The 20,517-nt window shown below is 70.4% G+C and carries 16 protein-coding genes and 2 pseudogenes; 2 read left to right on the forward strand and 16 right to left on the reverse strand.

Going from position 1 to position 20,517, the window contains the following annotated elements; all coding sequences use genetic code 11:
• Positions 1–8: 8 nt before the first annotated feature.
• From OG568_RS41325 to OG568_RS41335, 3 genes are all read right to left on the reverse strand, one after another.
• Positions 9–1,277, reverse strand: coding sequence for a phosphodiester glycosidase family protein (locus tag OG568_RS41325; protein ID WP_329535205.1), 1,269 nt, complete (start codon positions 1,275–1,277; stop codon positions 9–11).
• Positions 1,278–1,352: 75 nt separating this feature from the next.
• The gene (locus tag OG568_RS41330; RefSeq protein ID WP_266417081.1) at positions 1,353–1,727 is read right to left on the reverse strand and encodes a DUF779 domain-containing protein; all 375 of its coding nucleotides are present in this window, start codon (positions 1,725–1,727) and stop codon (positions 1,353–1,355) included.
• Between the two features lie 118 nt (positions 1,728–1,845).
• Entirely contained in the window at positions 1,846–3,132 is a 1,287-nt protein-coding gene (locus OG568_RS41335; protein WP_329535206.1) for an MFS transporter, read from the reverse strand.
• A 142-nt stretch (positions 3,133–3,274) separates the two neighbouring features.
• Between OG568_RS41335 and OG568_RS41340 the strand changes: the two genes are divergently transcribed.
• On the forward strand, positions 3,275–4,360 hold the full coding sequence (locus OG568_RS41340) for an AraC family transcriptional regulator (RefSeq protein WP_329535207.1): 1,086 nt from the start codon (positions 3,275–3,277) through the stop codon (positions 4,358–4,360).
• 5 nt (positions 4,361–4,365) lie between these two features.
• Here the strand turns inward: OG568_RS41340 and OG568_RS41345 are convergent.
• The 3 genes and pseudogenes from OG568_RS41345 to OG568_RS41355 all read right to left on the reverse strand — a co-directional run.
• Positions 4,366–5,007: pseudogene (locus OG568_RS41345) on the reverse strand (aldehyde dehydrogenase family protein); the annotation flags it as partial.
• A gap of 13 nt (positions 5,008–5,020) precedes the next feature.
• A pseudogene (locus OG568_RS41350) lies at positions 5,021–5,188 on the reverse strand (SDR family NAD(P)-dependent oxidoreductase); the annotation flags it as partial.
• Complete coding sequence (locus OG568_RS41355) at positions 5,185–6,504, reverse strand: flavin-containing monooxygenase (protein ID WP_329536590.1); 1,320 nt, start codon at positions 6,502–6,504, stop codon at positions 5,185–5,187. The gene OG568_RS41355 and the pseudogene OG568_RS41350, both read right to left, overlap by 4 nt.
• 283 nt (positions 6,505–6,787) lie before the next feature.
• On the opposite strand from OG568_RS41355, the gene OG568_RS41360 reads away from it, so the two are divergent.
• Positions 6,788–7,534, forward strand: coding sequence for a GntR family transcriptional regulator (locus tag OG568_RS41360; RefSeq protein WP_329535208.1), 747 nt, complete (start codon positions 6,788–6,790; stop codon positions 7,532–7,534).
• Here the strand turns inward: OG568_RS41360 and OG568_RS41365 are convergent.
• From OG568_RS41365 to OG568_RS41410, 10 genes are all read right to left on the reverse strand, one after another.
• A complete protein-coding gene (locus OG568_RS41365; RefSeq protein WP_329535209.1) occupies positions 7,523–8,401 on the reverse strand; it encodes an amidohydrolase family protein in 879 nt (292 codons plus the stop codon). The genes OG568_RS41360 and OG568_RS41365 overlap by 12 nt on opposite strands.
• Before the next feature lie 46 nt (positions 8,402–8,447).
• Positions 8,448–8,771: an L-rhamnose mutarotase gene (locus OG568_RS41370; protein WP_329535210.1), complete on the reverse strand. Its 324-nt coding sequence runs from the start codon at positions 8,769–8,771 to the stop codon at positions 8,448–8,450.
• Positions 8,768–10,312, reverse strand: a complete 1,545-nt coding sequence (locus OG568_RS41375; protein WP_329535211.1) for a sugar ABC transporter ATP-binding protein — start codon at positions 10,310–10,312, stop codon at positions 8,768–8,770. Before OG568_RS41375 ends, OG568_RS41370 begins: the two co-directional genes overlap by 4 nt.
• Positions 10,309–11,358: an ABC transporter permease gene (locus OG568_RS41380; RefSeq protein WP_266580636.1), complete on the reverse strand. Its 1,050-nt coding sequence runs from the start codon at positions 11,356–11,358 to the stop codon at positions 10,309–10,311. The genes OG568_RS41375 and OG568_RS41380 overlap by 4 nt, the downstream gene beginning before the upstream one ends.
• Entirely contained in the window at positions 11,355–12,419 is a 1,065-nt protein-coding gene (locus OG568_RS41385; protein WP_329535212.1) for an ABC transporter permease, read from the reverse strand. The genes OG568_RS41380 and OG568_RS41385 overlap by 4 nt, the downstream gene beginning before the upstream one ends.
• Entirely contained in the window at positions 12,416–13,504 is a 1,089-nt protein-coding gene (locus OG568_RS41390) for a mandelate racemase/muconate lactonizing enzyme family protein (RefSeq protein WP_329535213.1), read from the reverse strand. Before OG568_RS41390 ends, OG568_RS41385 begins: the two co-directional genes overlap by 4 nt.
• A gap of 46 nt (positions 13,505–13,550) precedes the next feature.
• The gene (locus tag OG568_RS41395; protein ID WP_329535214.1) at positions 13,551–14,642 is read right to left on the reverse strand and encodes a substrate-binding domain-containing protein; all 1,092 of its coding nucleotides are present in this window, start codon (positions 14,640–14,642) and stop codon (positions 13,551–13,553) included.
• A gap of 252 nt (positions 14,643–14,894) precedes the next feature.
• Positions 14,895–18,017: a discoidin domain-containing protein gene (locus OG568_RS41400; protein WP_329535215.1), complete on the reverse strand. Its 3,123-nt coding sequence runs from the start codon at positions 18,015–18,017 to the stop codon at positions 14,895–14,897.
• Between the two features lie 157 nt (positions 18,018–18,174).
• The gene (locus OG568_RS41405; RefSeq protein ID WP_329535216.1) at positions 18,175–19,176 is read right to left on the reverse strand and encodes a hypothetical protein; all 1,002 of its coding nucleotides are present in this window, start codon (positions 19,174–19,176) and stop codon (positions 18,175–18,177) included.
• Positions 19,177–19,235: 59 nt separating this feature from the next.
• Positions 19,236–20,516, reverse strand: coding sequence for a transporter (locus OG568_RS41410; RefSeq protein WP_329535217.1), 1,281 nt, complete (start codon positions 20,514–20,516; stop codon positions 19,236–19,238).
• Position 20,517: the final 1 nt, after the last annotated feature.

The raw sequence follows: 20,517 nt of genomic DNA on the forward strand, positions 1-20,517 counted from the left end.
GCCGTGTGTCAGCCGCGTGAGAACACGCCGATGCCGTTGGGAACCGGGCGTTCCGCTCCGTCGGTGGGGTGGTTGAGGACGCTCACAGCGCCCGCTCCAGGCTTCCGCGCGACCATGGTCGTGGAGCCGCCGCCGTCCAGGCTGAACGCGTCGACGGAACCCAACGTCCGCATGGTGTGCGCCACTTCGGCGATGGTCAGCCCGGTGCGGAACGCGGGCGCGCCGTCGAGGGCGAGCAGAAGCAGACGCCGCCCCTTGTTCGCGATGCCCACGGCGGTCCGTACGGCCGAGGTGGTGTCGTTGAGACCGGGCAGTGGCTGACCGTGGGTGAGGACCGGATAGCCGCCGATCGCGAAGCGGTACCGGATCCGGGTGCCGGCCGCGACGAGCCAGTGCTGAATGCGGACCGCCTGTCCCTTCACCAGCCCGCGCAGCCGCTGCGCACCCGCCTCACGCCCCACCAGCACGGTGGTGCCGGAGGCGATGGGACCGCTGCCGGGCGTGCCGGCCACCGACACGACGTGGCCGCGTCGGACCGTCACCTCGTAGGTGTCCGTGCTGCAGGGCGCGGCGCGGTCGATGTCGGTGCCGCAGGTGGCCCGCTTCCGGGAGACGCCGCCCCAGGCCGAGGTGAACGCGCCGATGGAACCCTGCGGCAGTGCGTACTGGTTGAGCCCCCCGAGCGCCCACCGCCCGCGGGAGCTGCGCACGGAGCCGTCGAGTGCCAGGCTGTCCAGCCGTGCCCGGCCGTCCAGGCCCACGCCGAGGACGTCCTTCGTGGTCGTGCCCGGAGGCAGGGCGGGACCGAAACGCTGACCGTTTGGGACCGCCGCCTTCAGGACGCGGCCGTTCGCGATCGCCGGGCCCACGGTCGCGCCCGTGGCCTCGACCCCCGGATGCTGGGTCTCGGTGATGTCGAAGAAGTCACCGTTGACACCCGCGACGGCCCCCTGTGCCTGGGCCAGTCGGGAGACGGCCGCCCGGGAGGCCACAGCCGCCGAGTGCAGGAGGTCGACCCGCACATGACGGTTGCTCAGGTCGACGGTCAGTACGTGTGCGCGCGCCATGCCCCGGGCAGCCGGGACGTCTAACTCCTTGTACGTGATGCCCGGGGCGAGGGCCTTGTCCGCGGGGGCCTTCGCGGCCGTGGCCGTGCCCGCGTCGGTGCCTTCCATGCCGCTGGCCGGTGCCGCCCCCACCAGGGCCGCACCGGCCAGCGCGCTCCATGCCGTGAGAAGCGTCAGTACCGTTCTGAGTCGTCCGTCACGAGGTGTCACGTTTCCCCCTGATCTCACATCAACTGTCGTAGGACTCAGGGGGATTGCACCAGACCGCGACGGCCTCCGCAGGGCCTAGGCGTCGACGACGCGGGAACGGATGAGAAAACGCACTCCTTCGGGTGCTTCCAGAGAGAAACCGCTGCCGCGGCCCGCCACGACATCGACGATCAACCGCGTGTGACTCCACAGCGCGTACTGGCTCTTCGACATCCAGAAGGTCACCGGTTCGTCGAGCCCCTCGACGTCCAGCTCGGCGAGCAGTACGTCGGAGCCGCCGGTGCGGAACTCGCCCTCCGGGTAGCACATGGGCGCACTGCCGTCGCAGCAACCGCCGGACTGGTGGAACATCAGCGGTCCGTGGACCGCGCGCAGCCGTCGCACCAACTCGGCGGCCGAGGGCGTCAGCTCCACGCGCGGGGCGGCATCCGTCGTCTCCTGGTGGTCCATGGCGTGTCCTTGTCTTGACCCGCGGAAACGGGGGTAACCGCTCCGCGCGACGGTTGGTTGGTCCGGAGAACCGGTCCGGATCTCGCTGTGCGGCCGAATCGCCGGTCGTGGTGCCCAGCTAACTCCTGGCTTGGTTGCACCCAGGTTGCGTGGCACGGCCGCCCCTGACACCGGGTTGCCTCGCGGAGAGACCGGTGGGGCGGCGGCTACGGTACGGGCCGGGCTCGGAGGCCGGGTGAAGTGGCGGGCGCCGGCCAGGAGAAGAACCGCCAGGACGGCCGGTGCCGCGTAGGCGAGACGGAACCGGCCGGTGGAACCGAGGAGCCCGCTCACGGCGCCACCGGTGACCACGCCCGCGTAGTTGAAGAGGTTCAGACGTGCCAGGACCACCTCCGAGGCGGCGGGGCGCAGCCGTGCCGCGGAGGCCAGACACAGGGGGGCCAGGAGACGCTCCCAGACCCACCGCTCCGGCCGCGAGAACGGCGAACGGCCAGCTCGGCGCGGCGGCCATGCCTGCCAGGGCGACCGCGACCGACAGGGCGGCGGTGCGGACGACGGCGACCGCACCGAACCTCTGCACGAGCCGGTCGGTGGCGGCGCGGCCGACGACCGTGCCGGCCTGGTAGGCCGCGTACGCCATCGGCGCCGCCGTGAGAGACGCGGCGAGAGTCCGGCGCAGGTAGACCGCCGACCACGCCGAGACGGTGGAGTCCACGACGTAGACGACAAGGAGGACCAGGCCGAAGGGGAGGAGCCGGATCCACACGCGGTGCCCCAGCGGCGGCCGCGGCGCAGTGGCCGACGGTCCTTCGGAGGAGGGAAGGGTGTGCGTGCGTATGCACATGGCGACAAAGAGGAGGATGCCCGCCTGAACGTCCAGGCCGTCGGCCACGGGCCACTCCAGCCGGGCCGCCGCGGCGGTGAGCAGGGCCGCGACGACGCCACCCACGCTCCACGCCGTGTAGAAGGAGCCGAAGACACTGCGACCGTAGGCGCGTTCGATCACGGCTGCCCGGGTGTTGATCCCGACGTCGAGGGCGCCCAGAGCGGTCCCGAAGAGGACGTACGCGCAGATGACGCTCGCCTCGCCGGGGGCCCACCCGATCAGCGTCAGCGCGGCGGCGGCCGTCAGCAGAGAGCCGCGCATCGTGGAGACGGGACCGGCATGGCGGATCGCGGTCAGTCCCAGGAAGCTGCCGACCCCTGCCATCAGTGCCACCGCGACCATCGTGGTGGTCGTCAGGAGCGGAGCGAGTTTCACGCGTTCGGTCACAGCGGGGACGGTCGTGTACACGGCGGCGACGGACACACCTTGCGCGGCGAACGCGAGGGTCGCCACCCTTCGGGCGCCGGCCTTGGAGGCGGGACGCCCGGCCTCCGCCCGGCCTGGAGCACTGAGGGACATGCCCAGGACCGTAGCCAGGTGCGGAGGGCGAACGCAGGACGTCAGGGGCCGTACAGGGGACTTCGGAGGCCACCCGTCGCGACCGGGGACGACCGCGGACGCCGGGATGCTTACGGTGGTCGCCCACGAGAAGGCGAGTGCGATGTCCGTTGCCCCCGGCCCCGGCCCGACAGACCCTCAGGGGACCAGCCGCAGCACATCGGCGACCATCCAGCCGAACATCCTGCGCTATCTCGTCACGGTCGCCGACGAGCGCGGCATCGACCTACGGCCCCTGCTGGGACAGGTCGGGCTGGACGAGACGCTCATGCGCTCCGCCGCGCTGAGGGTGTCGTACCGGCAGGGCAGCGCGGTGATCCGGAGCGCGCTGGAGCTCACCGGGGACGAGCGGCTGGGACTGAAGGTCGGCGCGGCGCAGCACCTGACCGCGTGGGGCCTGCTCGGCTTCGCCCTGATGGCCGACGACACGCTGCGACACGCCATCGAGACCGGGGTGAAGTACCAGAACCTCTCCGGGGCGATGACCGTGTGGTCGACCGGCATGGGCGAGGACGGCGCCTTCGTGCTGCGCGCCGACCTCCCCGATCCCGCCATCGATCCGGGCGTGGCTTCCTTCCTGATCGAGGAGGGGTTCGCCTCTGTGGTCACCCTGTCCCGACTGGCCGTCGGCCCGGGCTTCGCGCCGAGGGCGGTGGAGTTCTCCGGTCCGGCGCCTCGCCGAAGCGATCTCTACGGTGCCCTGTTCGGCTGTCCGGTCCGCTTCGGCGCCCCGGCCGACCGCATCGTCGTCGACCCCGTTTGGGCCAGTGCCCGGATGCCCGGCCGGGATCCGGTGACCTACGCGTCGACCCTGGAGACACTCGACGCGCAGATGGCTTCACGCCACGACCAGCAGGACCTGCTCGAGGTGCTGGAGGTCTCCGTCGCGCAGAGCCTCCCCGTGATCCCGTCCTTCGGTGAACAGGCACGGCGGCATGCGACGAGCGAGCGGACGCTGCGCCGCCGGCTGGCCGACTGCGGCACGACCTACGAGGCACTGGCCGAGGGAGTACGCCGGGAACGCGTGGAACAGCTGCTGCTCCGACCGGAGTTGACCCTGCGTGACATCGCCCGCCGGGCGGGCTTCTCCGACGAACGGGCGCTGCGCCGCGCGGTACGCCGCTGGCACGGCACCTCCCCGGTCCATCTGCGGGAGCGGATGCTCCGGGGGTCGGGGCATCTGGAGTGATCGGGTCAGCGGGCGCGGATCCAGACCGTCTTCTCCCGGGTCCACTGGTCGAAGGCGTTGGTCGACTTCTCCACGCCACCGAATCCGGACTGCTTCCAGCCGCCGAAGGGGGTGGTGAGGTCGCCCTCGCTGTAGGCGTTGACGGAGACCACGCCCGCCTCGATGCCATGTGCCAGCCGCAGCGCGGTGTCGAGGTCGCGCGTCCAGACCGAGGCGGCGAGCCCGTACTCGGTGGCGTTCGCCCTGCGTACCGCCTCGTCCTCGGAGGTGAAGGTCTCGACGGTGACCACGGGACCGAACAACTCCCTGGTGAGGACGTCACTGCCGGCGGGGGCACGGGTGATCACGGTGGGTGGGTAGTAGGCGCCGCGCGGAGGCAGTCCGTGGGGGAGCCCTCCGGTGTGGATCTGGGCTCCGCCGGCCCGGGCGGCCTCCACGGCGCCCGAGACCCGGTCGAAGGCGGCGCGGTCGATGAGCGGTCCCATCCGGGTGCGCGGGTCGGCCGGATCACCGATGACGAGCTCTCTCGCCGCGGCCGTGAAGCGCTCCACGACCTCCTCGGCGATGCTGCGGTGCACCAACACCCGTGATCCGGCCGTGCAGTTCTGCCCCATCGTCAGGAACGCGGCCTCGATCATGTTGCCGACCCATGCCCGTGTGCCCCTCGCCGGGAAGCTCCGCGGCCACCTTCCCCGCACGGACCCCGTCGATGTCGACGACGACACAGCGCGCGCCGCCGGAGGCGAAGCGATGGCACAGGGCACTGCCGATGCCTCCCGCGCCACCGGTGACCAGCATGACCCTGTCGGAGAAGTCGAACCGGTTCATGCCGCCGCCTCCGCGCGCCGCGGGGACCGCACCGGCGGCGGCCGGCCCTCGGTACGCCAGCCCATCTCGCCCGCGACCCTGCCGAGGTACTTCACGAAGGCCCCGCTGTCGACATAGCCGGTGTGACGGGGTGAGGCGACGAACTTCAGTCCGCCGGACAGATCCGGGCGGTCCGCGCGGATCATGCGGGCGAACCGCTCCGCGTTCGACAGCCGGTGCCGCGTGTCGTGCACATACCCGGCGATCAGCTGCGCCTGGGTGTCGAAGAGCTGGTACGCACCGGAGTTGGTCTCGATGAACCCGATGCCGAACAGGCCCCGGTGCTCGCGCGAGAACGACGACAGGTACAGATCGGGGTGCTGCTCGTCGCCGAAGTACCGCTGGGCGACCGGCACTTTGTGGACATAGCCCGTGGCCAGCAGGACGAGATCGAAGTCGTCGCTCGTGCCGTCGGTGAAGTGCACGGTCCTGCCCTCGGTGCGGGCGATCCCGGGCCTGGCGGTGATGTCGCCGTGCTGGAGGTGGTGGATCAGCATCGAGTTGACGGCCGGGTGGGTCTCGAAGAGTCTGTGGTCGGGTTTCTGCAGTCCCAGCCGCGTCGGATCGCCGTTGATGATCCGCAGGAGGCCGCCGAAGACCCGCTGCGCGAGCCACATCGGCAGGTGCGGACCACTGTTGGCGATGGTGTCCACCGGCCGGCCGAACAGGTGCTTGGGAATGAACCAGTACCCGCGCCGCATGCTGATCACCGCGTGATCGGCTGCCCGCGCCGCGTCGCACGCGATGTCACAGCCGGAGTTCCCCGCGCCCACCACCAGGACCCGCTTGCCCCGCAGCTCCTCCGCACTGCGATAGCCGGCGGTGTGCCGGATCTCCCCGCTGAACTCCCCAGGAAGCTGAGGGATATTGGGGTGCCATTGCGCGCCCGTGCACACCACGACCTGCCCGTGCACGCTCTCCCGCCCGTCGGCCCGCGTGACCGTCCAGGTGCCGTCCGCGTTCTTCTCGACGCCCACGACCTCGACGCCGAACTCGATCCGGTCCGTCAGCCCGTAGGCGTCGGCGAAGGACCGCAGGTACGACAGGATCTGCCGGTGCGGCGGGTAGTCCGCGAAGTGGTCGGGCATCGGGAAACCGCCGAAACCCGACAGGGTCCTGCTGGAGATGAAATGGGCCGACTCGTACATCGGGCCGCCCGGGTTCTCGATGTCCCAGATACCGCCGGGCCCGGTGTGCCGCTCCAGATGCGTGTACGGCAGATTCCGCTCCGCCAGGGCCCTGGCGACCGCCAGCCCGGCAGGGCCCGCCCCGATCACACACGTGTCAAACCGGCTTTCTTCCTTCACGAGCCTGCCTCCTCGTTCGTCCCGTTTCACGGGTGGTGGAGGAAACGTATGCACCCGCCGTTCGGCGGGAACTGACCCACGCGGCCACAGACCGGACCCCAGCGGCCGCGCCATGGCCGCGGCGTCCAGCTGCGCGAAGACGTGGTCTTCGCCGGCACCACCGTGATCATCGCGACGGGCATCCTGGTGACCCTCCTGCTGTCTACCTGGGTAAACTGAGGGGGGATACGCAGAGTCTTCAGGAGGAGCCGGGATGCCGCCGCACAGCCCTTCCGCGGCCGGGGTCCCGGACGAGGGCGACGAGCGCGACGAGCGGAGTGTGCCCCCCGTCCGGCAGGCGCTGTCGGACAGCGTGTACGAACGCATCAAGGCGATGGTCATGGACCATGAGATCGCCCCCGGCGCACGCGTGGGCATCGAGGCGCTGGCCCGGGCACTCAAGGTCTCACCGACCCCCGTCCGGGAGGCGCTGGCCAGGCTGGAGTCCGATGGTCTGGTGGTGAAGCGTGCGCTGTCCGGATATCGGGCCACGCAGTTGCTGACCCGTCAGGGTCTCGACGAACTCTTCGAAATGCGTCTGCTGTTGGAACCCAGGGCGGCCGCTCTGGCTGCCGTGAACGCCACCGAGGCGCAGCTCGACGGCATCGAGCGGATCGTCGAGGAGATGCAGGCCCACCCGAGCCCGAACGGACGGTACGCGTCGTACCGTGACTTCGCCGCTCTCGACCAGCGCTTCCACGAAGCGATCGGACAGGCCGCGCACCGGCCGCTCCTGGCGGACGCGGTGGAACGGCTCCACGCGCACCTGCACATCTTCCGGCTCAGCAAGGTCGTCGGCGCGGGGGGTCCGACCGTCGCGGAGCACGAACGCATCGTACGAGCTGTGTTGCGTCGCAACCCCGAGCGTGCGGCCGAGGCGATGACGGAGCATCTCACCCGCAGCCTGGAACGTCAGCGGGAGGACGGCGACGGGCCGCAGCCCGGAACGTCAGCGGGGTGACGGCGACGCGTTCGCTGCCGCGCCTTCGATCCGGTAGACGCGCGTCGCGGTGGCGGACCACAGGGCCGTCCGTTCGGCCGCGGTGAGCGTGTCGGTGAGTGCGCGCGCGGAGGCGACGACCTCCGGGTAACCGGCCGCGAGTGTGCAGACCGGCCAGTCGGAGCCGAACATCAGCCGGTCCGCACCGAAGGCCGCCAGGACACGGTCCGCGAAGGGGCACAGGTCGGCCGTGGTCCATGACGCCCAGTCGGCCTCGGTGACCAGCCCGGACAGCTTGCACACGGTGTTCGGCAGCGAGGCCAGCCGCCCCAGCTCGGTGGACCAGGGCTCCAGTTCGCCGGAGGCGATGGCCGGCTTGCCCAGATGGTCCAGTACGAAGGTCAGTTCCGGCACCGCGGCTGCCGCCTGGACCGCGGCGGGGAGTTGCTGGGGGAGAACCACCAAGTCGTAGACGAGGCCCGCGGCCGCCACGGCGCGCAGTCCCCGCAGCACATCGGGGCGGGTGAGCCACTGCGGATCGGCCTCCCCCTGAACCTGGTGGCGGATGCCGCGCAGGAACGCTCCGCCGGGAAGCCCCCGCAGGCGGGCGAGTTCGTCGGCGACGCCGGGCGAGGTCAGGTCCGTCCAGCCGACGACGGCACCGATCAGGTCGCTGCCGACCGCCAGGGACAAGAACTCCGGTGTCTCCTCGGGCACGCCGACCGTCTGTACCAGGACGCCGGCGGCGACACCGGCCTCGCGCGCCTCGGCCTCGAAGTCGGGCAGCGTGAACGACCGTCGCAGCGGTTGGAGTTCGGGGCCGCTGATCCATTCCTGGTCGCGGACACCGAGGTCCCAGAGGTGGTGGTGGGCATCGATGATCTGCATGTGCTGTGCCTTACTCGTGAGGGCCGGTGCTCGGTCGCTCGAGCGCCTACTCCATGAGGAACACCTGTTCCGTCGCGGCCCACCACTCACCGGGGGCCGCCTCCGGTACAGGCATCTGACAGGGGGCGGTGAGCTTCCACCACCGCCGCGTGGCCTCGTCCTCGGCCATCAGGGCCAGGTCCGCCTCGAGATCGTCGCCGTGATACTCGAAGTAGCTGAACAGACGGTCGCCCAGCAGGTGGATCGAGTAGTTGGAGATGTGGCTGAGCCGGATCCGGTCGAGCACCGGCCGGGGCACGTCGCGGTGCAACTCCCGGTATGTGGCGAGCTGTTCCGGGCGCACCGCGATGATCTGTGCCACACGTCTCATCCGCCCACCGCCTTCGCGTCGGCGGCGGAGCCCGCGCGGCCGTGGATCAGGCGGATGACCCGGCCGCTCATGCGGTCGTAGTCGCGGTCGTTGTCGACCTCGCCGCGGACGCGGTGGTCCGTCATGACGACGATGCGATCGGCGAGGGTGACCATCTCCGCGAGGTCGCTGCTGATCAGCAGGATGGGCAGGCCGTCGTGGGCCAGATCCCAGATCAGTTCGTGGAAGGCGCGCTTGGTGCGGACGTCGACGCCCACCGTCGGTTCGTCGATGACGAGCAGTCGGGTGTCGGCGGCGAGCCACTTGGCGAGGCTGACCTTCTGCTGGTTTCCGCCGGAGAGTTCACCGGCGTTCTGCCCGAGCCCCGAGATACGGATGCCGAGCCGGTCGACGAGGTCCTGGGCGGTGTCACGCTCCTCGCGTGCCGAGACGAACCCGAGCGCCTTGGCCAGTCTCCTCCACACCGTCACCGTGATGTTGCGGACGATGGGCTGCTCCAGGAAGACGCCTTCCTCCTTGCGGTTCTCGGTGACGTATCCGATGCCGAACTCGTGCAGGGCCTGGCGCGGCGAGGTGATCCGGGCCGGCCTGCCGTGCACCCGCACCTCGCCGCCCGTGATGCGGTCCAGGCCGAGCACCGCCTTGACCAGCTCACTCCGCCCGGCGCCGACCAGTCCGTACAGGCCGACGATCTCCCCGGGCCGGACCTCCAGGCTGATGTCACGGTGTCCGCCGGCCGTGGAGACCGCGTCCAGCGCGAGCGTCGGCGCGGCGGTCCGGTCGACCGTGCGCGGGCGCATCTCCGTCGCCGCGTGGGCGCGGCCCACCATGAGGCCGACGATGTCGTCGTGGGTGTGGTCGGCCAGGGGCGAGGACTCCAGTACCGACTTCCCGTCGCGCAGCACGGTGACGGTGTCACAGACGGCGAACACCTCCTCCAGCTTGTGGCTGACGAAGACGACGCAGGCGCCGCGGGCGGACAGCCGCCGGATCACCTCGAACAGACGCTCCGTCTCCTGCGGGGAGAGGGAGGCGGTGGGTTCGTCCAGCAGCAGCACCCGGCTCTCGGTGTACAGGGCCTTGGCTATCTCCACCAACTGCTGCTGCGCGACGGATAGTTCACGCACCGGCTGCTGCGGATCGAGGTCCACACCGAGCTCCGCGAGGCATGCCAGGGCCGGTGCGGTCATGGCCTCGCGGTCGACCAGTCCACGGTGTGAGGGAGGGTTCTGCAGGGTGATGTTCTCCGCCACCGAGAAGCCCGGGATCAGGTTGCGTTCCTGGTGGACGACGCCGATGCCGGTACGGGTCGCCTCCAACGGCGAGCGCAGATGGACCGGTTCGCCGCACCAGGTGAGGCGGCCGCCGTCGGGGGAGTGCACACCCGTCAGGACCTTGATGAGGGTGGACTTGCCGGCGCCGTTCTCACCGAGAAGCGCGTGCACGGTGCCGGCGGTCAGCCGCAGCCCGACGCCGTCCAGCGCCCGCACACCGGGGAAGACCTTGACCAGGTCGTGGCATTCGAGCAGGACCGTGCTCAACGGGCACCTCCTGAGTGAGCCAGTGGCTGCGCACCGCCGTCCGGCGACGGGGAGGGCGTGTTCTTCTCCAGGCGCGTCTGGTGCAGCCGTCCACCGGCGACCGTACTCAGCACGACCAGGCCGATCAGGAGGTTCACCCAGCTCGGGTCCAGCGAGAACTGCGCTCGCGCGGCGTCGATCAGCCGTGTCACGAAGGCCGCCAGCACGGTCCCGAACACGGCGATGGAACCGCCGGTGAGTGCCACGCCTCCGATGATGGGCGCGGCGAAGCTCGGCAGCAGCCAGTCGCCGCCGACACTGCGGTTGACGCCGGGCAGTGAGGCCGTGGACGTCACCGCGGCCACGCCGATCAGCAGCCCGGACAGCGTGTGCGCGGCCACGATCTGCCGGTCGGTGGAGATACCCGAGAGCCGGGCGGCGAGAGGGTTGCCGCCCGCGGCGAGGAGCCGTCGGCCCGCGACCGTGCGGTACATGAAGGCGGCCAGCGCAGCCGCCGCGACGAGCGCGGTGACGAAGACGAGGGGGATGTTCAGCGGCGCCGCGGTGCCGAGGTCGCGCAGCGTGCGGGAGTAGCCGTCGACGGTACGGGTGCCGGTGAGCCGGTACTGCGCTCCGAGGAGGATCGTCATGGTGGCGAGTGTCACGATGAACCCGTTGATCTGTGTGGCCACGATGACGACGCCGGTCACCAGGCCGGTGGCCGTAGCCGTCAGCAGGCCTATGATCACGGCGACCGCGGCGGGCACGCCGTGGTCGGCCATGAGGACGCCCATCAGACAGGCGGTGAAGCCGCCCAGGGCGCCGACGGCGAGATTGAGCTGCCCCACGCACAGCGCCACCATCTGGGCCAGGCCGATGAGGATGGGGGTGGCCAGGTACTGCAGGAAGACGCGCACCGAGGGCCCTTCGAAGAAGGAGCCCGACGAGGCCGCACCTAGTGCCACGTAACCCGCCACGACCACGCACAACAGCATCGCCGCCGTGGAACGGGAGAACCGGCGCAGTGCCGGTGTGGTCCGGCTCCACTGCTCGCGGATCGTACTCATGTGGAGCGCACCACCTTGCGATAGGACACCACGCTGCGGATGCGGTCGGCCGACAGGGCCAGCAGGAGGACACAACCGAGGTAGATGTTCAGGCTTTCCAGGCCGACGCCGAGCAGGTCGAGGCCCTTGCGGATCACGCCGACCAGGGCGGTGCCGAGCAGCGTGCCCAGCACGGACACCACGCCGCCGGTGAGCAGGGTGCCGCCGAGCACCGCGCCCAGGAAGGAGGGCAGCATGAAGTCGTCGCCGATGGAGGCGCGGAACGTTCCCGTGCCGGCGGCCGCCATGAATCCGGCGAGCGCGGCGAGCAGCCCGGAGAGCGTGTGCGCGAGAAGGACACGGCGACCGGTGGGAATGCCGGACAGCTCGGCGGCCGCCGGATTCGCACCGGTGAGCAGCAGCTCCCTGCCGACGCGTGTGCAGCCGTACAGGAAACCGAGGCCGAGCATGGCGAGCACGGTGAACTGTGCGATCTGCGGTACGGCGGGCGAGCCGCAGATGGGTCCCACGCAGATGTCGGCGAGCGAGTAGGAGCGCAGTTCGCCGATTCCGGACGGGCGGGTGGTGAAGGCGGCGTTCTCGGTGAGGGCCGAGTACAGCAGGGACACCAGGCCCAGCAGGGCGAAGTCCATCGCCAGCGTGACGACGAAGGAACTCACCCCGGTACGGGCGATGAGCCAGCCGGTGACCGCGCCGATGGCGGCACCGGCGCCCAGGCACAGGAGCAGCCCCGCCTGCATCGGCAGACCGAGCCGGTCGTACCCGAGGCCCGCGAACATGGCCCCGAAGGCCGCCATCCGCCCGACCGCGAGGTTCATGTGCCCCACGGACAGGGCGACCATCTGGGCGAGCGCCACCACGGTCAGCGTGGCGACGTCCCGCAGGAGCGGAAAGAGCACGAGGCGCTCGTCCAGGAACGCCGGCCGCAGCACGCCGAACAGCACACTGAGCGCGATGACCAGCACGAGCAGGCCGAGTCGTTGGTTGACCCAGAACGGCATGCGGTGACTCGCCGCTCTACCCTCCGGGACGGTGTCCGGTCGGCTGAGGGAAGTCGTCATGCCACCCTCCGGTCGTCGAGCGCGTCCAGGTCCCAGTCGATCCCGATTCCCGGTACGTCCGGGGCCACGGCCATGCCGTCGCGGATGCTCAGCTCGGTCCGGGTCACGGCCCGCAGCTGCGGGATGTACTCGACGTACCTGCCGTTGGGCACCGCGGCGGCGAGGCTGACGTGCAGTTCCATCAGGAAGTGGGGGCAGACCATGACGTTGTGGCTCTCCGCCAGGTGCGCGACCTTCAGCCACGGTGTGATGCCACCGATCCGGGCGGCGTCGACCTGTACGACGGAGGTGGCGCCGGCCTCCAGGTAGCTGCGGAACTGCATGAGCGAGTACATGGACTCGCCGACGGCGACGGGAATCCGTGTCGCGCCCGCGAGCCGGGCGTGACCGCTGATGTCGTCCGCGGGCAGGGGCTCCTCCAGCCAGTACGGGTCGTAGGGCTCGAGCGCGGCCGCGAGCCGGAGGACGGAGGACGCCGTCTGGGACTGGTTGGCGTCGGTCATGATGTGCAGCGAGGGGCCCACGGCCTCGCGTACGGCGCGCAGCCGTTCCGCGTCCTCGGCGGGATGCGGCCGGCCCACCTTGATCTTGACGCCCGCCCACCCCGCCTCCTGGGCCCGCAGGGCGCCCTTCACCAATTCCTCGGCGCTCAGATGGAGCCAGCCGCCCTCGGTGTCGTAGACCGGCACTTCCCGGCGGTGTCCGCCGGCCAGCCGCCACAGCGGCTCGCCCGCCCGCTTGCAGCGCACGTCCCACAGGGCGGTGTCCACGGCGGCGAGGGCGAGTGAGGTGATGGCTCCGGTGGTGGTCGCCCGGGTCAGGGCGAACAACCGCTGCCACAGTGCCTCGACATTGCGGGCGTCCTGTCCGACGAGGGCGGGCAGCAGATGGTCACGCAGCAGGGCCAGTACGGAAGTCCCGCCGGTGCCGATCGTGTAGGAGTAGCCGGTTCCCGCGAGACCGTCCGCGGTCTCCAGGTCGACCAGGACCGTCTCCTGTTTGACGAAGGACTGCACCGCGTCGGTGCGGTCCTGCTCGACGGCGATGTCGGCCAGCCTGGCGGTCGCGGTCGTGATGATGCTCATGCGGCGATTCCGCTTTCTGTCGTGGGTCTGTCGTCGTGGGAGCCGGTCAGCCGCACGAGAGGATCTTGTCGGCGAACTGCTTCTTCAACTGCGCGGTCTTCGCCTGTCGGGCCTTGTCGTAGCCGGAGACGGTCGCCTTGTTGACGACGAACGAACCGGAGTCCACCTCCACCCCGGGATCGCGCACGGTGCACTGCTTCGTCTGCAGCAGCGCCAGGGCCCACGTCCCGATCTCGGCCTGACCGACCGGGTTCTGCACCACGGTGGCCGTGACCGTGCCCTGCTCGATGGCGCTCAGGATCTTGGCGTCGTCGTCGATGGCGATGACCTTCGCCTTCGATCCGGACGTCCTGACGACGTCGGCGGCGGCGACGGCCGGGTTGTAGGCGGTGGCGACGATGCCCGTGATCTGGTCGCCCTTGGCCGCCATCAGGTCGGACACCGCCTTCTGCGCGGTCTGCAGGTCCGTGTCGATGTCGGTGATGGTCTGCAGGAGCCGCACCTTGCCGCCCGACTCGCGCACGGCCCGGGTGACGCCCTTGATCCGCAACTGCGTGTTGGCGTCCACGTTGTTGCCGGTCAGATGGACCAGGGTGCCGCGGCCGCCCATGGCCTCGATCGCCGCCTTCGCGGCCTTGTAGGCGGCGAGTTCGACGTCCGTGGAGAGACAGAAGTCGGCCTCGTCCTTGTCACCGGCGGGGCAGGAGCCCAGGGACGCCACGGGGAAGCCCTGCGACTTGAGGTCCGCGAAGGTCGTGTTGATGTCGGTGGGGGAGACGCCGAACACCCCGAAGGCGTTGTAGCCGCGCGCCGCGAGTGTGGACAGCAGGTTGTTCTGCTTCTGCTGGTCCCACTCCGCCGTCTCGTCGAAGGCGACGGATCCGAGGCCGTACGTCTTCTTCGCGGTGGCCCCCGCGGTCTTCCAGGGCTGGAAGTACGGGTGGGCGCCGCCGGGCACGAGGGCGACCTTGGTCCCGGAGCCGTCCACGAGGTCGGCGCCGCTGCCCGTCCGCGCGGCCGGTGCGGCCTGACCGCCGGACGAAGCACCCGAGTTCTTGTAGGTGCAGGCCGTTGTCCCCGCGGCCAGCAACGCTGCTGTGACAACTCCGGGCAGGACGGATCTGATTGGGAAGCGCATGTCCCACCCCTGAAGAATCAAATAGGAAATCGATGCGGAGATCGTGGGGCAGGAACGCTCGCGCGTCAAGGTCTTCGGCATGGGCAGGTGGTGAACGGGCGTTCGTACGCTGCTGAGAAGCGCACGGGCCGACTGTGCGGCGACCCCCGAAGGCCTCGCGTCCCCACGTCACCGGAGGTCCAGCTATGCGCAAAATCGTATAGGAAATTGCTTGTGTGACCGCACCGGTGGTCAAAGCCGGCGCGGCCACTCCTACGCGATGTTGAGGGCGACGAGTGAGGCAGGGCGTGTGGCCGATGTGGTGACCCGTAGTGCCACGTAGCGGGCGGTGCGGTCGGTGCGCAGGACGCCACGCGCGGACAGCCGGGCCGCGCCACCGTACGTACGGCCGTCCAGGCTGAACTCGACCTGGGATAGCGGGGTGTGACCCCCTCGCCACTGGGTCCGGATCTCGGTGATGTGCTGTTCGGCACCCAGGTCGACGACCATACGACCGTCGGGACCGGGCGACCACGCGGTGCCCGCGTCGCCGTCGACCGCGGCCCCCGGGTCCGTCATCGCGGGCGGCAACGGTGCGGTCGGGAAGACGGTGCGGCCGAGTGCCAGGTCGGCCAGGGGGAACGCCGTGGCGCGCGGCACGGTGACGGTGGTCGTGCGGCCCGCACGGACCGTGACGTCGAGACTCCTGCCCTGTGCCGAGACGGTGACGCGGCAGGAGGGGCCGGTGAGCCGTACGGTGCGGCCGTCGCGCACCTCGGCGCGCAGCCCGACAGGAATACGGCCGCCGGAGAGGACGACGCGCGCAGGCGCCAAGGTGGCAGAGGCCGCGGGCAGTTCGGCGTGGAGGGCCGTGCCCGAATCGGTGACGGTCTGAATGCCTTGGTAAAGGCGGATTCCTTCGGCGGACGAGCCCGGGATCGTCACGGTGGTGGTCACGGAGACCGAGGAGAGGTTGAACAGGCTCAGGTAGTGGTCGGTGAGGGCTGCCTTCACCTGCGGGGACTGCGTCGACGGCGTTGTGTGGGCGGCCGCGGCGCGCAGTTCCTCGGCCGTCGCGCCGGGGAGTGCCTCGACCAGCACGCTCTCGGCCGGCCCGTCGGAGAGGACGACCGTGTCGCCGTACACCGAGAGCGGGTTGGTGCCGCCTCGTACGAGGAGACCCGCGCGGCCGTCGATGTCCAGCCATCCGCCGCGGCTGGTGAGGTCCGGTCGCGGCCAGGCGGCCAGCTCGGTCCACTGCTGCCCGTCGACCGATCCCTCCACCCGGTACGCACGCCCCGCCGCGGCCTCCCAGCGCAGCGTCACCCGGTCCACGTCCCGGGACGAGCCGAGGTCGACCGCGATCCAGCTGTCCGCCCGTGGGCGGTCCGCGCGCGACACCGCCCAGCGGCTGGCGGCGATACCGTCGACGGCGAGCGCGGGCTCCTTGCCCGCGTCGAAGGAAGAGGCGGAGGCTGTGGCCCCGACCTCGCGCGTGAGGTCCGGTCCTGAGGCTCCGTCACGTATCTCGAACGCGTACAGCGAGTAGCCGTACGACGGGTCGGGACGCACCCCGAGCATGCGCAGATGGCGGAACAGGCCGCGCGGGAAGGTGAGTTCGTCGACGCGCGGGCCGGCGGACGTGATGGTACCGCTCCCGGCCCCGACCGTGGTGCTCCCCTCGGCCGCCTGATAGGTGCGGCTCCCGTCCAGCCCCGGCATCCCGGGCATCGCCAGGTTGCGCACCTCCAAGTGGCCCTCGCCGTACGCCGTCCCGGAGGTCGCGTACACGACGGCGCCGGTCGGCAACGTGGTGAACCCCGCATAGCCGTGGTCCAGCGTGAGCAGGCTCGCGCTGCCGTCGAACCCGTCCCGCAGCCGCGAGTACGTGGCGACCGAACGGCCGGTGACCTTGGCGCCGGTGCTCGGCAGGAACATTGGCGTCGTCCCGCTGAGTGCGAACAGCCAGTCGTCATGGGCCGGTTGCCAGGCGAACTTCACGAAGCCGGACTTGCTGACCACACCGGACCACGCGCCCGGCGACTGATGGGAGACGAGACCGGGACCCGAGCCGTAGTCGGCGACGCCGCTCGCCAGCTCGAAGAGTTCGCGCTGGGACAGCGGACGCACGGGTGCTCGCCCCGACCGGGCCCGCCACTCGTGCAGGAGGTAACTGATGGCCAGTTCGGCGCGGGCCTCCGGCTCGTACTTGGGCTCACCCGAGAACTTCGCGAGGCGGTACTGCGGCGGGTACGCCTGGTACGCCTCCAGGCGCTCGGCCAGGGCCAGTTCGCAGCGGGTGGCCGCGCGGTCGCCGAGGACCTGAGCCAGGAAGGCGAGCGGAATGACATCCCGTCCGTAGAGGTGCTCGCGGTCGGCGACCATCGGCATCAGGGGCTCTCCCGCGTCGCTCATCACGCCGAGCAGGGTGCGCCACAACGGCCCGGCGTTCGGCTGCGCCGTGAGCACCTGGGGCAGGGTGCGGCCCGCGAGGAGGAAGTGGGCGCTGTTGCGTCCCGAAGTACGCCAGAGTTCCTCCTGGTAGTGCGGGCCGAACGAACCGTGGTTCTCGACGATGAACGTGTCGTAGAGGTTCTGCGCGGTGTTCGCGCTGACGGCGACCCCATCCACGCGGGCCGGGTTGGCGAGGTCGGCGGCCGGCAGCCCCGCCTCGTTGCGGCCCCACCGGCCGAACGCGTCGCGCCATGCCTCGCACCGCGGATCGTCGCTCGCCCAGGCCAGGCCGGGGGCCAGTGACTGGGTATAGACCCCCATCTCCTCCAGCTTGGTGTCGCCTTCGAAGCCACCGCTCGAGCCGTGCGGGGTCCAGCCGCCGGAGGCGGGGTCATCGGCCGTGCCCAACCGCGTGGTGTATTGCGCCTGTTCGCGGACGATGGTGTCGACGTCCTGGCGGGTCGCCTCGTCGAGGTCGTCCCACAACAGGCGGGCCGCGAGCACGAAGTACGACTGGAACGTGGTGTCCCAGAACAGCGTCCGCCCCCACTGGGTACCGCCGGCCAGCCGGTTGGACGCCGCGAAGTGCTTCACGGTGGCGAGCGTCCGGGCGCGCAGGGTGTCCTTGTCGACTCCGGCACGCTCGGCGTCGTACGTGCCCCGGGTCAGCAGGACGGCGTTGCCGAGTACGACGGCGAAGCCGAAGTCCTTGTCGGTGTAGTGGCCTTGGGTCGGGTCCCACTGTCCTTCCGACCACCGGGTGTGTGAGAGCAGGACGCGGTAGTACGTGTCGGAGACGGGGCCCGCCGCCGGGGCGGCCGTCGGCGTCGCAGCGGAGGCCCGGCCCGAACCCGAGGTGAGCGGGAAGGCGGTCATAGCGGTGGAAACACCGAGGAGCCGCATGGCTTGACGACGTGTGAACCCCACAGCGTGCTGCGACATCGACGCAACCTTTCGACAACGTTGTCAGAGTGTGCGGTCATTGTGTGATCGCCCCTTGTGCGCGTCAAGACTCTCGGAGCCCCCTAGGGCCTGTCTGACAATTCCCGTCGTCGCCAGGCAGGCGGGAATTGTCAGACAGGCCCTGGGTCACTCCGCGTCAGCCCCGGGCCACGGCGATGGATCCCGCGAGCCGTTCGCCCGCCTCGTAGATCATGTACGGGACGCCGCCGTCGGTGCCGAAGGAAGGTGACGCGGAGCGCCCGTTCTCCGGAGCCGCGCTGCGCGAGTTGTAGAAGACGCCGAGGTGGTCGCGCTTGCTGAAGTCGTTGCCGACTTCGGTGATCATGATGTCGCCACCGCTCTCCTTGTCCTTGTTGTAGACGACGTAGGTGCTGTTGTCGCGGTGGAGAAGGTGCGGGCCGCCGACGTTGACGGCGCCGACGTCGCCGTGCCGGATCAGCGGCTGCTGGTCGTAGGTCCAGGTGCGGCCGTCGGCGGACCAACCCCAGTGGATGTCACGGTGGTTGGTGGTGTTGTTGATCATGAAGACCATCACGTAGCGGGCGCCGCGCGAGGGCAGGTCCTGACGGAAGACCCGGGCGTACGACGTCTCCGTGGTGCCTGCCGGGAGCATGGACGCCGACAGGACGACCTTGTCGTACGTGAAGTGGATCCCGTCGGCGGAGCGGGCGAGGCGGGTCGTGGTGTTCTCTCCGTGGAAGTACAGCCAGAACTCCCCGGCGTCCTTGTTCCACAGGACGTGGGGGGAGGAGACATGGCTGACGGAGTAGTGCGGGGACCAGTTGTTGGAGACGATCGGGTTCGACGGGTACTCCGTGAACGGTCCTTCCAGCGAGTCGCCGTAGGCCAGGCAGATCCCACCGGGCGCGTCGTGCGGCGCGTAGTACAGGTAGTAGCGGCCGAGGGGAGAGCTCAGCTTGTCGTAGACGCCTCTGACGCAGGGGAAGATGATCTCGCCGGTGGGGTTGTACTTGAGCTGAGAGGGTGTCAGGAGAGAGCGGACGTAGGTGTAGTCGGGGAATCCGCCGGGCGCGGCGGCCGCGGGCTGGGCCCCCAGGGCCGTGCCGACGGCGAGGGTGGCTCCGGTGGCGGCGGTGGCGCGCAGGAAGAGACGCCGGTCGAGGTGTCGCTCGTGCATGGTGGGCTCCAATGCCAGAGGGTTCGCGGCTCGCGCGGGCCCGGGACGGGTCCGCCGGCTCAGAGGTAGGTGGCGGCGGTGACGCACAGGCCGCCGAGGGCGACCGCCCAGACGTACGGCAGGGTGCGCACCATGACCTGTTGGGGAGTGACCCCCGCGTACTGGGCGCTCCACACGGTCTGTGTGCTGGTGGGGTCGGCGACGCCGAAGACCTGGTTGTACGAGGTGGCCATGCCCAGGACCGCGGCCGCGGGGTAGATGCCGGTGGCGATGAGGACGCCGGCGATGCCCGCGCCGAGCCCGAACACGTTGAGGGGGCCCCGGTAGAGGCACAGCGGGACGAGGAGCGTGAAGACGAGGACGAACAGCACGGTGTTGTGCGGACTGACCGCCTTGACCAGCGGCTCGAGCGCGTCCACGGCGCCGGGCAGTTTCACGGCCGCGAGCAGGATGCCGATGGCGACGAACAGGGCGATCGGCGGGGCGGCCACCTCGAAGCCGCCGTACAGGGTGCGCAGCAGCCGCTTGTTCATCGCGCCGGGCCGGGTCGTGGTGACCAGCGCGTACAGGACACCCGCCAACAGCGAGGGGATGATGGCAAGCTCGAAGCCGAGGGCGAGGACGAGCGGGACGGCGGGGGCGAGCAGCGCGTACCAGGGGGCGTCGCCCAGGTCCTCGCGTCGTGAACGAGGCTTCGCGTCGACGGACTTGAGCGACCAGGCGTGCTCGGTGCCACGCCGTCGTGTCTCAACGAGGACGAACGCGAGGGCGGCGACCAGGGCGAACGGGAAGAGCTTCACCATGAAGCCGCGCACGGTCGGGATCGGCAGATTCAGCGCGGTGGAGAAGAACTGCCACACCGGCAGCTCGAAGGGGATGCCCACGGCGATGCCCATCAGCACCGTGCCCGCGGCGGTCACCTTGGGCACGCCGACGGCGATCATGGCGGGGATGCCGATGATGCCGGCGAGCATCGCGGCGGGCGCCGAGCCGGTGACCGTGCCGACGAGCGCGGACACGGCGAGGACACCGAGGGCCACCACGGTCGGGCGGTCACCGCCGAACTCGACGATCTTGCGGACGAGGGTGCCCGCGATGCCGGTCTCGTCGAGGAGCTTGCCCAGCCAGGACCCGAGAATGATCGCGATCATGGTGGCTGCCAGGGTCGGCGCGCCTTCCTGGAGAACGGTGTCCAGCACACTGTTCTTGCCCGTGAGCGGTGCCCCGGCGACGAAGGCGATGACGACAGCCAGCAGCACCAGCGCGAAGGCGGTGGGCAGTCTGCGGGTGAGCATCAGGGCGACGCCGGCCGCCATGACGAGAAGGATGACGACACCCATG

This window comes from Streptomyces sp. NBC_01450, assembly GCF_036227505.1.
Lineage (GTDB): Bacteria > Actinomycetota > Actinomycetes > Streptomycetales > Streptomycetaceae > Streptomyces.